General features: G+C 42.8%; 10 protein-coding genes and 1 pseudogene. 5 read left to right on the top strand and 6 right to left on the bottom strand.

Annotation, left to right across the window (positions count from 1 at the left end; translation table 11 throughout):
• A pseudogene (locus WS34_RS05125) lies at positions 1 to 291 on the bottom strand (Acg family FMN-binding oxidoreductase); the annotation flags it as partial.
• A gap of 30 nt (positions 292 to 321) precedes the next feature.
• A complete protein-coding gene (locus WS34_RS05120) occupies positions 322 to 909 on the bottom strand; it encodes a TetR/AcrR family transcriptional regulator (protein WP_046403541.1) in 588 nt (195 codons plus the stop codon).
• Between the two features lie 351 nt (positions 910 to 1,260).
• On the opposite strand from WS34_RS05120, the gene WS34_RS05115 reads away from it, so the two are divergent.
• The gene (locus WS34_RS05115; protein ID WP_041556379.1) at positions 1,261 to 2,613 is read left to right on the top strand and encodes a sodium-dependent transporter; all 1,353 of its coding nucleotides are present in this window, start codon (positions 1,261 to 1,263) and stop codon (positions 2,611 to 2,613) included.
• 66 nt (positions 2,614 to 2,679) lie between these two features.
• Here WS34_RS05115 and uvrA read toward each other — a convergent pair whose 3' ends face one another.
• Complete coding sequence (uvrA, locus tag WS34_RS05110) at positions 2,680 to 5,517, bottom strand: excinuclease ABC subunit UvrA (RefSeq protein ID WP_046403539.1); 2,838 nt, start codon at positions 5,515 to 5,517, stop codon at positions 2,680 to 2,682.
• 683 nt (positions 5,518 to 6,200) lie between these two features.
• Here uvrA and WS34_RS15430 point away from each other — a divergent pair.
• Both WS34_RS15430 and WS34_RS05100 read left to right on the top strand, forming a co-directional pair.
• Complete coding sequence (locus WS34_RS15430; protein WP_286693634.1) at positions 6,201 to 9,038, top strand: ATP-binding protein; 2,838 nt, start codon at positions 6,201 to 6,203, stop codon at positions 9,036 to 9,038.
• A gap of 379 nt (positions 9,039 to 9,417) precedes the next feature.
• Complete coding sequence (locus tag WS34_RS05100) at positions 9,418 to 10,131, top strand: phosphatase PAP2 family protein (protein ID WP_022159954.1); 714 nt, start codon at positions 9,418 to 9,420, stop codon at positions 10,129 to 10,131.
• 21 nt (positions 10,132 to 10,152) lie between these two features.
• On the opposite strand, the gene WS34_RS05095 is transcribed toward WS34_RS05100, so the two are convergent.
• The gene (locus WS34_RS05095) at positions 10,153 to 10,491 is read right to left on the bottom strand and encodes a hypothetical protein (protein WP_046403537.1); all 339 of its coding nucleotides are present in this window, start codon (positions 10,489 to 10,491) and stop codon (positions 10,153 to 10,155) included.
• A 531-nt stretch (positions 10,492 to 11,022) separates the two neighbouring features.
• On the opposite strand from WS34_RS05095, the gene lipA reads away from it, so the two are divergent.
• Entirely contained in the window at positions 11,023 to 11,874 is an 852-nt protein-coding gene (gene lipA / locus WS34_RS05085) for a lipoyl synthase (protein WP_013611154.1), read from the top strand.
• A 14-nt stretch (positions 11,875 to 11,888) separates the two neighbouring features.
• On the top strand, positions 11,889 to 12,575 hold the full coding sequence (gene lipB, locus WS34_RS05080) for a lipoyl(octanoyl) transferase LipB (protein ID WP_013611155.1): 687 nt from the start codon (positions 11,889 to 11,891) through the stop codon (positions 12,573 to 12,575).
• 364 nt (positions 12,576 to 12,939) lie between these two features.
• On the opposite strand, the gene WS34_RS05075 is transcribed toward lipB, so the two are convergent.
• Together WS34_RS05075 and nth are read right to left on the bottom strand one after the other, a co-directional pair.
• Positions 12,940 to 13,356, bottom strand: coding sequence for a TlpA family protein disulfide reductase (locus WS34_RS05075; RefSeq protein WP_083813716.1), 417 nt, complete (start codon positions 13,354 to 13,356; stop codon positions 12,940 to 12,942).
• 72 nt (positions 13,357 to 13,428) lie between these two features.
• Positions 13,429 to 14,067 (bottom strand): endonuclease III, encoded by a 639-nt coding sequence (gene nth / locus WS34_RS05070; RefSeq protein ID WP_022159490.1) that lies wholly within the window; start codon positions 14,065 to 14,067, stop codon positions 13,429 to 13,431.
• Between the last annotated feature and the right edge of the window lie 66 nt (positions 14,068 to 14,133).

Below are 14,133 nucleotides of genomic sequence, written 5' to 3'. Positions count from 1 at the left end.
AACAGTTATAATCCCCGTCTTCGTTAATTCAACATCATAATCATAACCTTTTTCTAAAGCGGTTATACAAAGGTTTTCCAAAGCGCATCCCAAGCTGATAAACAATTCTCGGTTATCAAAATCAACAACAGGCAACGCCCTGTCAAAATTAGGATGTATTTCGATGCTATTTTCGTTGATCCTGAAAAGCCACGGTTGGGTGTTATGCCCTGACGGTGCTTTAATGGCATACTCTACCATAAACAGGAAATCGGGATTTTGAGCATGTATATTTATATTTCCTAAAACCATGATTACTAAACTTATTATATTTTTTATATATCATATCCATTTATCAACAATCAAATTAATTCCTTTTTCTAACTGTTCCCAACTATCATCGGTCTTAAAATCGTAACCATTATAAACTTTTCCGACATCCCCGAACATTGCTAAATAGGTAATAGAACTACTAATCATTGTTGCCAAAAATTGAATTTGAGAAAAAGGAACACCGGAAATACGACTAATAAATTCAATCAATTTAATCCCGTTTTCCTCTCGCTTCCGCCTTATTTGTTCTACTATCGGATTATTGACAGACAATTCCCAACGGTATAGGCGTATCAGCATTTTATCCTCCCTTAACTGCCGAATTTGTTCCCGGAACATATCTTTAACAAATGCGTTTAGTTCATTCTTCCCGGGAATCTCTGTCGGAATATTTACCCAATAATCTCGCTGTATGATATATTGGGCTATCAAATCTTCCAATGATCCGAAATAGCGGTATATCAACATCTTTGATACTCCGGCCCTTTGTGCTACGGCATTTACCCCTAAAGACTCAAGTCCGCTTTCCTCTATGATTTCACCGACTGCCGTAAGCAAACGCTTTTCTGTAGTTTCCCTGTCTTTTTCTATTTTCATTTTCTTACTGTTTTTATATATGTTACCATTCAGTCACAAATATATGTTACTCCATAGTAACATACAAGTGGTTTTCAATTTTTTTATCGAAGAAATATTAATTGGACTAAAACACGGCAGCGGTTAGGCTTAATTTCTGAAACTTTTGCAACCATTGCAACTATTAACCGGAAAAGTAGCTCGCATCAACTTTTCTACTTCAGAATCGTTACATGATAAGAAAATTCAATTTCAAATTGAAAGTAAATCAAATTGAATTCAAAAACATTATTATTCAATCTGTTAAACTTTATTGCAAAGTTAACTGGGAACAAGAATTGTTTTATTTTTACAGTCAAAAATAGATCTGATATGCACCATTCAAACCATAGAATCGGTTTTAAATCCAAATTCGGGGCTATAGCAGCTTTAGCAGGTTCGGCAGTCGGTTTAGGAAATATCTGGAAATTTCCCTATGTGGCAGGTACAAACGGCGGAGGAGCTTTTTTACTCGTCTATATATTCTTTACCATAGCCATAGGCTTACCGGTGATGTTGGCCGAATTTTCTTTAGGACGTCGTTCCCAACAAAATGCACTCGGTACTTTCCGCGTATTGGCACCGGGCACGAAGTGGTTTTTGTTCGGTCTCCTCTCGATTATTGCAGCCACTCTGATCCTTTCATTTTATGGAACGGTTTCCGGCTGGACGCTCGAATATGTGTGGTTGTCGATAAGTAACTCCTTTCACGGGCAAAGTGCAGAAGATATAAATTCCATTTTCACCAATTTCATTTCCCATCCTTACAAAGCACTCCTTTGGCATATCGGTTTTATGTTCCTTACCGGAGCGATTATCATGGGAGGGGTGCAAAAAGGGATAGAAAGGTATTCCAAACTGATGATGCCCCTACTGTTTATCATCATTATTGCGTTGAGTATTAATTCTATGACTTTAAGCGGTTCGGCAGAAGGCTTGAGATTCTTATTCTTTCCCAAACTGTCCGAGCTCACCGCCGATAGTATTTTATCCGCTTTAGGTCAGGCTTTTTTCTCACTTTCTGTGGGGATGGGTATTCTGCTGACTTATGCTTCTTATATTCCTAAAAACGACAATCTGACCGGTATCTCCCTGAAAGTAATTATCACCGATACCTTGGTTGCCATTTTAGCGGGTATCGCTATTCTGCCGGCCGTATTTTCTTTTCATATCGATCCACAAGCCGGTCCGGGATTGGTTTTCCTGACTCTCCCCAAAGTATTTCAGGGACTGCCTGCAGGTGAAATTTGGGCGATCCTTTTTTTCATCCTGCTCACTTTCGCCGCCCTGACTTCCGCCATATCTTTACTGGAAGTGCCGGTAGCCTATCTTGTTGAAGAAAAGAAACTGAAACGCCCCTGGGCTACGGTAATCGCCACGCTGGTCATCACTTGTATCGGTAGTTTCAATACTCTCTCATTCGGACCCCTCCGCCATGTACAAATTTTCGGAATGAGCCTTTTCGATGCCTGTGATTATCTGTGTTCGAATATATTACTTCCTTTGGGAGGTATTCTGATTTGTATCTTTGCCGGATGGTACCTGGATAAAAGCATCCTCTACAGTGAAATCAGCAACAACGGCAGTTTGAAAACCCGCTTCTTCCGGCTCTATACTTTTATTCTCAAATATATAGCCCCTATCTGTATATTCCTGATCCTCCTGAACGTACTGGGAATCATTTAAAAAGTAAAAGGCTATAAGCTAAAAGCTATAGGCAGTTCGAAATATATGCTTATAGCCTTTAGCCTTTTACCTTTTCAACTCTTCCCGCAGAAATTTACCGGTCTCCGATTTTTTGCATTCAGCTACCTCTTCGGGTGTACCTGTAGCCACGATCTTTCCTCCTTCTTTCCCCCCTCCAGGTCCCATGTCGATCAGATAATCGGCCACTTTAATAACATCGAGGTTATGCTCGATAACGATGACAGAATTTCCTTTATTCACCAGTTTCTGTATAACCTCCAACAGTATATTGATATCCTCGAAATGCAATCCCGTTGTCGGTTCGTCGAGAATATAAAGTGTCTTACCGGTATCTTTCTTTGCCAGTTCAGCCGCCAACTTGATTCGTTGTGATTCTCCACCGCTCAAAGTCGTACATTGCTGGCCCAGTTTCACATAGCCTAATCCCACATCCTGAAGCACCTTCAGCTTTTGTTGCAAGAAAGAGACATTTTCGAAAAACTCGACTGCCTGATTGATCGTCATATTCAGCACATCGCCGATCGATTTTCCGCGATACCTCACTTCCAGGGTCTCTTTATTATATCTCTTTCCATCGCAAGCTTCACAATGCACATACACATCCGGCAGGAAATTCATCTCTATCGTCTTCACTCCGGCTCCCTTACACTCTTCACAACGTCCGCCGGGAATATTGAATGAAAAACGTCCGGCTCCATATCCGCGAATCTGAGCTTCCGGCAACTTCTCGAAAATCTTACGTATATCGGTAAAGATACCGGTATAGGTCGCCGGATTCGAACGGGGGGTACGGCCCAAAGGACTTTGATCCACCACCACTACTTTATCGATATGTTCGATTCCCCCGATAGCTTTATAAGGAAGAGGCGAGGTAATCGCGCGATAGAACTTTTCGGTCAGGATCGGATGCAAAGTCCCGTTGATCAACGACGACTTGCCACTTCCACTGACTCCCGTCACACATACCAACATCCCTAAAGGAATGCTTACATCTACTTTTTTCAGGTTATTCCCCGTACATCCTTTCAAGGTCAGGAATTTTCCGTTTCCTTCCCTTCTTTTTTCGGGTATCTGTATTTTTTTGGTACCATTCAGATATTGAGCTGTCAGACTATCGCTCTTTTTAATATCGTCGATCGTACCGATAGCGGTAACTTCTCCCCCTTTCCTACCGGCTTTTGGGCCCATATCGACAATATAATCCGCACTTTCCATCATCTCCCGGTCATGTTCCACTACGATCACCGAATTTCCATTATCCCTCAATTGTTGCAGGGAATGGATCAGCCGCCGGTTGTCTTTTTGGTGCAAGCCGATACTCGGTTCATCCAGAATATACAACACATTTACCAACTGTGAACCGATTTGAGTAGCCAAACGTATCCGCTGCGATTCCCCGCCGGACAAGGTCATAGATTGACGATTCAAAGACAAGTATTCCAAGCCCACATCCAAAAGGAACTTCAACCGGGTACGGATTTCTTTAAATATCTCTCCGGCAATCTGCCGTTGTTTGTCTTCGAGCTGTGCTTCGGTGGTACATACCCATTCATACAAATCGCTCAGTTCCATAGAAGCCAGTTCAGCAATATTTTTACCGGCAATCCGGAAATTCAAAGCTTCCTGATTCAGGCGCTGCCCGTTACATACGTCACATTTTACAACCGAAATAAACTGTTCGGCCCATTTATTCGCTTTTTTCGAAGTGCTATTCTCCTCCTGCATAGTGACATACTTGATAATACCTTCGAAATTATAAAGCGAATTGGAAGAGACACCCAAAGCTGTATTCTCTAACCGGATTTGTCCGGGATAACCATACAGGATATCCGTCAAAGCCTCTTCCGAAAGCCCCCGGATCGGAGTATGCAATTCATAGCCATGTTTTTTCAACACCGTCTCTATTTGCCAAAAAAGAATGCTATTTTTATATTTTCCCAGCGGTTCGATCCCTCCTTCATAAATCGAAAGCGCATTATTAGGAATGATCTTATCGATATCGGCCGCATTCACATACCCCAACCCTTTACATTTGGGACAAGCTCCGTGAGGGGAATTAAAAGAGAAAGAATGAGGAGCAGGATCCCGGTAAGAAATCCCGGTATCCGGACACATCAGATGCCGGCTATAGTATTTAATATCCCCACGATCCAACGGTTTAACCATCATCACCCCTTTACCGTTTTTCATGGCAGTAGCCACCGAGCTTTTCAGGCGTTTCAAATCGATATGGTCGACAATCATCTTATCGATCACAATCTCGATATCATGGATTTTATACCGATCCACACTCATACCGAGTCCGATTTCACGGATCTCCCCGTCTACCCGTGCCGAAATGAATCCTTTCTTCCGTAAATTTTCGAAAAGCTCTTTGTAATTTCCTTTCCGTCCTTTCACTACCGGTGCTAAAAGCAGAATCTTTTTTCCAGCGAAATCTTTCTGAATCAATTCGATGATCTTCTCATCCGTATATTTCACCATCCGGCTCCCTGTAACATAAGAATAAGCCTCGCCGGCACGTGCGAAAAGCAAACGCAAAAAGTCATAAACTTCGGTCGTCGTACCTACTGTCGAACGGGGATTCTTATTAGTCGTTTTTTGTTCGATAGAAATAACCGGACTCAATCCTGTAATTTTATCGACGTCCGGACGTTCCATCCCTCCCAGAAACTGACGGGCATAGGCCGAAAAAGTCTCCATATACCTACGCTGTCCTTCTGCATATATCGTATCGAAAGCCAGAGACGATTTCCCACTCCCGCTCAATCCGGTAATGACAGTCAGACTATTCCGCGGAATAGTCAAATCTATATTTTTCAGATTATGCTCACGTGCACCGTAAATGACAATCTGTCCCTCTTCTTCCTGAAATTCTTTCATTTTTTCAATCCTTACAAATAACTTGCAAAGTTAAGGAAAAAACAACAAACAGGAAATAAAAGGTTTTAAGTAAAAGGTAAATAAAATAAAAAAAGGGAGACATTTTCGTAGATTCTTTATATCGGAAAATAGTGGGATTAATGAAAAGATGTTATTATATGTGCGTGCGTCTGTGTGGTGTATATGTGCGTGGTGTATTATTCCCGTAGATCACTTTCCAAAATATAAAGAACTTTTCCGAAAATCAGCTTGTTGATAAGCTTCCTCTCCCTCGTGGTGTGTGCTAAATAATCTTAATCTAAATAACAGCTAAAATAAAATCATAAATTCAATCATCATTTACACCCTCTTCTACGGGCAAAACCAACCCGAGGTTACCATTTTTCGATTATTTTTGAAATAAAATATTCACCATTATCATATCATACGAATAATCAACCACTTATTTTTCTCTCTATTGTTCCAGTAAAAGGCAGGTATATTTTTTTCTTTCTATTCCGAGTTCGGTTTTTGTGTCATCAGAACAAGTCATCCTATCGGCAGACGGATACCTGGGTTACCCGGTCGGAACAGTTTTCTATAAGGTATTGATTTCTTAGTTGATTTATAATGTAAAGTTCCGGGAAATCATAATCAGACTCGAAATAAAAACCTATCTTTGTGAGGAAAAACACACGAACGGCATGCAAAGCCTATTGGTTATTCTGATTGTAATTACAGGTATAATTTTACCTACTCAAGTAAAAGGAGAAAGGGAAGATTATATTTTATTAATCAGTTCATACAATAGTAATTCAAGCTGGGCAAAAACGCTCGAGGCCTCATTCCGTCAAGAATTAAAAAAAAACGATTGCCCCTACCCGGTATATAGCGAATATTTAAATACCGATTTGTTTGCTTCACCGGAAATCTGGATTCAAAGTACCCGTTTCATTTTGAACAATCATCGGTTACATCCCCCCAAAATGGTTATCCTCATCGCGGATGCCGCCTGGATGGCCTATCGGTATACACGTCAGGACTCCTGGAAAAATGTAGATGTTCTACTAGTCGGAGTAAAAAAATATAGTTTAGACCTGAGTGAATACCTTCACCCTACCCGATTGTCTGCCCATAACTTTCAGCTTACCCAAGATTTATGCCGATCTTATAATGCCACCGGAATTACCGAAGATATATACATCCCGCAAAACATACAGCTCATGCAGGCTTTACGTCCTGATTTACAAGAAATCGCCGTTATCGGAGATTGCCAGTTTTTCGGGATTTATTCTACCCTTCTGGTAAAAAAATACCTTCAGGAATATCCTTCCGATCTGAAATTCACTTTTCTGGACGGCCGTTTCCTTTCGACCAACACGCTATATGAACGTTTGCAGCATCTTTCGCCGAATACCGGTATATTACTGACTGGCTGGATGCAGGATGCAGAGGGGTACTTATACGATCATGAAAAAGTACACCATAATATTTGCCAATTGGCTCCGACTCCCGTATTCTCTGTCACGGATTGGGGGAATAACAATATCGATTATATCGGAGGATATTATGCTGAAAGTTTCGATTACGGGGTTTTATTGTCGGAGCTGGCCCTCCGGGTTCTCGGCGGAGTACCGGCTAAAGCTATTCCCCTCCAGAGCAATACTCAATCCCTCGGTGTACATATCAATGAAACTCTATTGGAAGCCAATCATTTAAACATCGGCAATTGTAACACCTCCCGGCTCTATTTCTATAATCGGCCTCCGACCTTTTGGACTAAACACCGGACACTCCTGTTGTTGTGCGGTGGTAGCCTGGGGGGTGGTATTCTCATTTATCTGGTCATTTTCACTTCATTACGATTTGTTTTTTATCGGAAAAAATTGGACAAAACACAAAGTGAAATCGATACTTCCATGAATAACCAGGAACATTTATCCGCAGCCTTACGGGTTTTCCTGGAAGCTAAAAATGAAAAGGAGTCCGTGGAAAAAATTCTGCAAAGGATGTTGAAAGAACTGGAAGCAGACCGGGCTTATATTTTCGAGTTCGATATGCAACACAATACCAGCAAGAATACATATGAAATTTGTGCCGATACGGTCCCCCCTCAAATCGAATATCTTCAGCATATTCCCAACGAGGATATTCCGTGGTTGTATAGTCAGATGCAGGAAGATAAGCTATTGATCACCGAAGACCTGCGCGTGACACAAAAAATCAAATTTGAAAAAGAGCGCCACCTCCTGCTGGAGCAAGGAATTATCTCTATGTTCGTCGCCCCCCTTCATGTGAACAACCAATTGTGGGGATATGTCGGGGTCGACTACGTCCGGCAAGTCCGCCCTTGCAGCCAGCAAGATAAAATCTATTTGCAAACCCTGGCCCAAATTTTATGTATAGGCATCGAACATTTCCGCAGTGAAAAACGAAATACCCAATCCAAACGACGGGTAGCGGAACTCGAATCACTTTTCAGTTTTGCTTCGATCCAGGCCCATATCGGAGTAGCTCAATGGAACGTATCTACTCGCCAGGGATTTGCTACCGATCAGTGGTTTATCAATTTAGGAGAAACCACCCGGGATATCACACAAGTGATCGATACTTACCGATATATGCATCCGGAAGACCGGACAGCATTATTACAATTTATTGACGAAGCTGCTCAGGGGCAAGCCCATACTTTCGGCAGACATGTCCGCATCCGCCAGAACAACGAATGGCATTGGTATAAATATCATGCCTCTCTTCGTGATCCTCATGCTTCCGGCGAACAAGTCGAACTGGTCTTTCTGAGTGCAGATATCGATAATCTGAAAAAGATCGAAGCGAATTTGATTCAGGCAAAAGCCAAAGCAGAAGAATCGGATCGGTTGATATCCGCTTTTATTGCCAATATGAGTCACGAAATCAGAACTCCGCTCAATGCCATTGTCGGTTTTTCAAATCTACTGGCCAGCGAAATGGACTTCAGCGAAGAAGATAAGGCCGAGTATACCCGGATTATCTCTGTCAACAACGACCTTTTGCTGCAACTGATCAACGACATTTTGGACATCTCCAAGATTGAAGCCGGTGTGATGGATTTTACGGAAAACACAGTGGAACTGAATCAATTTTTTCAGGAAATCGAATCCGTCTTTCAACTAAAAGCCAAAACCGGTATCGAAATTAAATTCATACCAGAACAGGCTGAAGAGTATGCAATCAAAATCGACCGTATACGCCTCAATCAGGTGATTTCTAATTTCCTGAACAATGCGTTGAAATTCACCCGACAAGGCCACATTTTTTTCGGCTACCGACTCCGGGAAAAAGATATTTACTTTTATGTAGAAGATACCGGAATCGGTATTCCGAAAGATCAACAAGCCAGTGTCTTCCGTCGCTTTGTCAAATTAAACAATTTCATCCAGGGAACAGGATTAGGCCTATCGATCTGTTCTACTATCATCGACAAATTCAACGGAAAAATCGGAGTAGAATCGGAACCGGAGAAAGGATCGACTTTCTGGTTCACGATTCCCAGGGATTAGGCCGGAAAACCACTGTTCCCAGTTAAAACAGTCAACCCCAATTTCTGATCTCCTTGAATTACAACAACTTTTGTAACCGTTGAACGGTACTCTTCGTTTAGAAGCTTTCAGTTTGTAAGTTATTTATGAAATCTTCTGCACCGAACACATAAAGTTTACACACTTTGATAAACTCAAAAACGAACATTTTTACTTGGTTTTCAACGACTTCTATAAGGAGAGCAGGTCAAAGTCGTAATCTTTTGAAAATTATTACTTTAAATTTCGGGAAAAATAATACCTTTACGCCGGAGATAGCTATTCTTTCAACCAATTTAAACGTTCCTTTTTTCAGTGAACTATATATTCCGGGGTACGTTTACATGAAAAAACAAATCTTATGCTTGAAACTTTACAGCAATTAGACCAACAGCTGTTGTTAACACTGAACGGCTTACATTCTCCCTATTGGGATAGTTTTATGTGGCTTTTTACCGGAAGATTTATCTGGATCCCGATGTACGCTACGATCCTCTATATACTCTGTAAAAATTTTAATGTATATGTGACTTTACTCACGGCCGTCGCCATTGCTTTAACCATCACCTATGCCGATCAGCTATGTGCCACCTGGATACGTCCCGCAGTCGAGCGTTTGCGTCCTTCGAATCTCAACAATCCTTTATCCGAATTTGTTCATATCGTAAACGGGAAACGGGGAGGCAGTTATGGGTTCCCTTCCTGTCATGCCTCCAATTCCTTCGGGTTAGCCTTCTTCCTGCTTTTTTTCTTCAGACAACGTTGGTTAAGTATTTTCATTCTATGTTGGGCCGTCCTGAATTGTTATACCCGCATCTATTTAGGTGTACATTACCCGGGCGACTTATTGGCAGGTATGTTCGTCGGGCTGAGTGGTGCGCTGATCTTCTATTATTTACTACGCTATACCCTTCGCCAAAAGAAAATCGCCGGATTATTGAAATACGACGAACACAACCGTTATCTGATCGAACACCCGAAAGAGATCGCCCATACCCGCCTCACGATCTATATAGGATTGATTACCACAGGAATCATAGCGACAATCTCCCCTCTGATCACCCTGCACCCATAAAATGATACAACCGTCCCATCGTCATAATGCCTGGTAGTAGGAAACAAAGGGACGGGGGTAATGTTTCACAAACACATCAGTCTCTCCACAGCAACGACAGGCTACTATCAGACGACGGCGCATAAAGGCTCGCTTCTGATAAAGCAATTTACCCGACTTAATTACGCTCTCTACATACAAACTGAAAATATTCGCCTGAAGAGGCATTTCAATTAAACGGACACCGCTATGTCCCGACTCTATCGCCTTATCCCACTCAGGAATCAATTCAACTGCAGGCAAGGCAGAGGATTTCATCGCTACCCGATCTGTAAAGCGAAAGGGAGCCAGATCGGTGGCAACACCATCCCGAGCCGTCATGATAATTCAATTCATACCGATGGTCAGGATATACACTATTGCCATCGTTACGTAATAAATACTCTATACCCGACATCTTTAAAAAGGAACCGTCCTTCCCGAGGTCCGGCATAAGCGACAGGTTCCCATTTCAAGTTATTGAATACACTCAAATACCCATAGGTAACGGATACCGGTTTGAGGGGTGTCACCGGGACATCTTTCACCCGGGTATAACAGGAAGTCACGTCCCGGTAAATATGTATATAACTGCCTTTCTTTTTTAGCTGTCGATAATATTTTTGAAAAAAATAATATTTCCGACGCAACCAATCTCTAGTTGTTGCATCTTATAAATGAAAACAACAACAAAATATTCCATCATGGACAACAACTAAGTGGTATTAAACGGGAATAACCACATTTTTAATTCACAGTTTTAAGGGTTAGTTAGCGAAGAGCGCATAAGGATATGCGCTCTTTTTTTATGTATCTCCCGGCTTTTACGTTTTTCTTTTTTATTTTTGCAATCGAATACGATTTACTTTAGAAATGGAAAATACCAGAAGAAAACCGGAATGGTTGAAGATCAAATTGCCGATGGGACAGCTTTCTGTCGATGTACTGAACACGATCCGGGGGCATCATCTGAATACGATTTGTACAAGCGGGAGGTGTCCTAACCAGGGAGAGTGCTGGGGGTGCGGAACGGCTACTTTTATGATCGGGGGGAATATATGTACCCGGGCCTGTAAGTTTTGTAATGTGACGACAGGGCATCCTGCTCCTTTGGATCCTCAGGAACCTGAACATGTAGCCCGGTCGATTCGGTTACTCGGTTTGAAGCACGCAGTGATCACTTCGGTCGATCGGGACGATGTGGAGGATTTGGGTGCTTCGCATTGGGTAAAGGTGATCCGGGCTATCCGGAAAGAAAATCCGGATACGACGATGGAGGTATTGATTCCTGATTTCCAGGGACGGACGGATTTGGTACAGCAGGTTATCGATGCCGGACCTGAAGTGATATCGCATAATCTGGAGACAGTGAGACGTTTGTCCGATAGTGTCCGGAGTAGGGCAACTTATGAAGTTTCTTTGAAAGTGATCGGACAAATCGCTGCTAGTCAGTGTGTGGCTAAATCGGGAATTATGCTGGGGTTAGGTGAAACCAGGGAAGAGATTCTCGAGACCATGGATGATTTGAGAAATGTTGGATGTCAGGTCATGACGATCGGACAATATCTGCAACCTACGGCTAAAAATACCGAAGTTAAAGAATACATCCGGCCCGAAGTGTTTGAAGAGTATAAAGAGATCGGGCTCAGGAAAGGATTTACCTTTGTAGAAAGCGGCCCGTTGGTCAGATCCAGTTATCATGCGGAAAGACATATCAAAAAGTGAAAACCGGCAAGGGTATGGAAGAGAAGAAAAAGACGGTATTTGCAGATTTGGGACAAAAAGGATACCGGGAAGTCTGGGAATTGCAGGAACGGCTGCTGGAGAAAGTGAAAGCGGAGAAGGCAGGGAATAAAATTCCCGAAAACCACTTGCTTTTTGTAGAACACGACCCTGTTTATACTTTGGGGAAAAGCGGTAATGAAGCGAATATGCTGATCAGCGCGATACAGCTTCGGGCTAAGCATGCCGAATTTATAAAAGTCGACCGGGGAGGAGATATTACTTTTCACGGTCCTGGGCAACTGGTGGTTTATCCGGTGATCGATCTGGAGAGTTTCGGGTTAGGGGTAAAAGATTATGTAGACCGGCTGGAAGAGGTTGTGATCCGCACGATCGCCTCTTTCGGTATTCAGGGCTTCCGTTTGGCGGGAGCAACCGGAGTATGGCTCGAACCGGATACCCCCCGGGCCCGTAAAATTTGTGCCATCGGTGTGAAATGTTCCAGATATGTCACGATGCACGGTTTTGCCTTAAATGTGAATACCGATCTGAATTATTTCAATTATATCCATCCTTGCGGATTTGTCGACAAAGGAGTGACTTCCATGGAAAAGGAATTAGGACATCCGGTCGATTTATCTGAAATAAAAGTTATCCTCTTGCGTCATTTTTCCGAACTGACGGGAATGCATATCATCGAGTAAATCTTTTGCTGAAAGGGAGCATTTACCGTAAAGATTCCTTCACTGACCGGCGGAAGCGACCGGGTCACGGGAGACAAACAAGTACCAGAATAATTCTAGGTATAATTTTTTCTTTCTATTCCGATTCCGGGTTTTGTGCCGTCAGACCGGTTCGCCAGGACCGGTCCGGTAAGGCTTTCCTTCACTGACCGGCGGAAGCGATCGGGTCACCGGAGACGAACAAGTACCAGAATAATTCTACATTTTTAGGGTAAACATATATAGAAAATCTGTAAGAAAAATAATTCCTACAGATTTTCCTATCGAAACCGGCTTATAATAAAAAACAGGTATGAACTCCATCGTAATATATAACGACCCAAACCTATTTTCCCAGCCGCTCTTCCACAAAGGCCCGCAATTTTTCCGCCCGGATGTTCTTGGCCAGAATCCGGTTATTCTCATCAAGTACCAGAATACACGGTACGGAATCTACATTGTACAACTTCACCACTTCGCTTTTCCAGCCTTTTAAGTCGGACACGTGGACCCACGGCATACCGTCCTTTTGGATCGCTTGCGTCCAGGCGGCTTTACGTTCGTCAAGCGATACACTAATCACAGCAAGGCCTTTGTCCTTAAAATCATCGTACAGTTTCACCATATTGGGATTCTCCATCCGGCAAGGTCCGCACCACGAAGCCCAGAAATCGATGATTTTCAATTTTCCTTTTACACTGTACAGCGATACCTGTCCGCCATCGGGTGTCGGCAAAGTGAAATCCGGAGCCTGGGCAGCTATATATTACAAGTCAATGTAGGAGAAAGGAAAAAGGAGAAGGGAGGTTTCCTTTCTCCATTCCCCGTTCCCCCTTCACCGTCTACTCTGAAAAAAACGGCACCATTGCCGGATTCCACATTCTTCACACTTCGGTTTCCGGGCCAGACAAACATAACGTCCGTGCAAAATCAGCCAATGATGAGCCGTCGACAAGATCTCCGCCGGAATATTTTTTACCAACTGTTTCTCAGTTTCCAAAGGCGTTTTTGTGTTATTCACCAACCCGATCCGGTTAGATACCCGGAAAACATGCGTATCCACAGGCATGGCCGGTTTGTGGAATGCCACTGCCATCACAACATTGGCCGTCTTACGCCCTACACCGGGAAGCGTTTGTAATAACTCCATATCCTCAGGCACTTTTCCCTGAAAATCCCTTTCCAGTTTTTGGGCCATTTCATGCAGATGCTTAGCTTTGTTATTCGGATAGGAGATTGATTTGATCAAATGATAGATCTCCTCCACTGTCCCGGCAGCCATGGCCTTTGCATCGGGAAAGCGTTCGAATAAAGCCGGAGTCGTCATGTTCACCCGTTTGTCGGTACACTGGGCGGACAGAATCACCGCCACGATCAATTCGAAAGGGTCGTTATACTTCAATTCACTCTCGGCTACCGGCATTTTCCCGGCAAACCACCCCAATACGCCTTCATATCTCTCTTTTGTTGTCATATTTTATATTTTTATCCTTTCCAAAAAGTTGTATACGGTTCAAAATAATCCCACGTTTGATCGTCG

It is taken from the genome of Odoribacter sp. N15.MGS-14, from assembly GCF_000980245.1.
Lineage (GTDB): Bacteria > Bacteroidota > Bacteroidia > Bacteroidales > Marinifilaceae > Odoribacter > Odoribacter splanchnicus.
Note: the sequence above shows the minus strand (reverse complement) of the source record. Positions and strands in the feature narration are given on the sequence as shown.

Bases quoted from the DNA above. Each gene is read 5' to 3' on its own strand.
- WS34_RS15430 (WP_286693634.1), top strand. From the start codon at position 6,201: ATGCAAAGCCTATTGGTTATTCTGATTGTAATTACAGGTATAATTTTA.
- lipA (WP_013611154.1), top strand. From the start codon at position 11,023: ATGGAAAATACCAGAAGAAAACCGGAATGGTTGAAGATCAAATTGCCG.
- WS34_RS05095 (WP_046403537.1), bottom strand. From the start codon at position 10,491: ATGACGGCTCGGGATGGTGTTGCCACCGATCTGGCTCCCTTTCGCTTT.
- WS34_RS05115 (WP_041556379.1), top strand. From the start codon at position 1,261: ATGCACCATTCAAACCATAGAATCGGTTTTAAATCCAAATTCGGGGCT.
- WS34_RS05120 (WP_046403541.1), bottom strand. From the start codon at position 909: ATGAAAATAGAAAAAGACAGGGAAACTACAGAAAAGCGTTTGCTTACG.
- lipB (WP_013611155.1), top strand. From the start codon at position 11,889: ATGGAAGAGAAGAAAAAGACGGTATTTGCAGATTTGGGACAAAAAGGA.
- nth (WP_022159490.1), bottom strand. From the start codon at position 14,067: ATGACAACAAAAGAGAGATATGAAGGCGTATTGGGGTGGTTTGCCGGG.
- WS34_RS05100 (WP_022159954.1), top strand. From the start codon at position 9,418: ATGCTTGAAACTTTACAGCAATTAGACCAACAGCTGTTGTTAACACTG.
- uvrA (WP_046403539.1), bottom strand. From the start codon at position 5,517: ATGAAAGAATTTCAGGAAGAAGAGGGACAGATTGTCATTTACGGTGCA.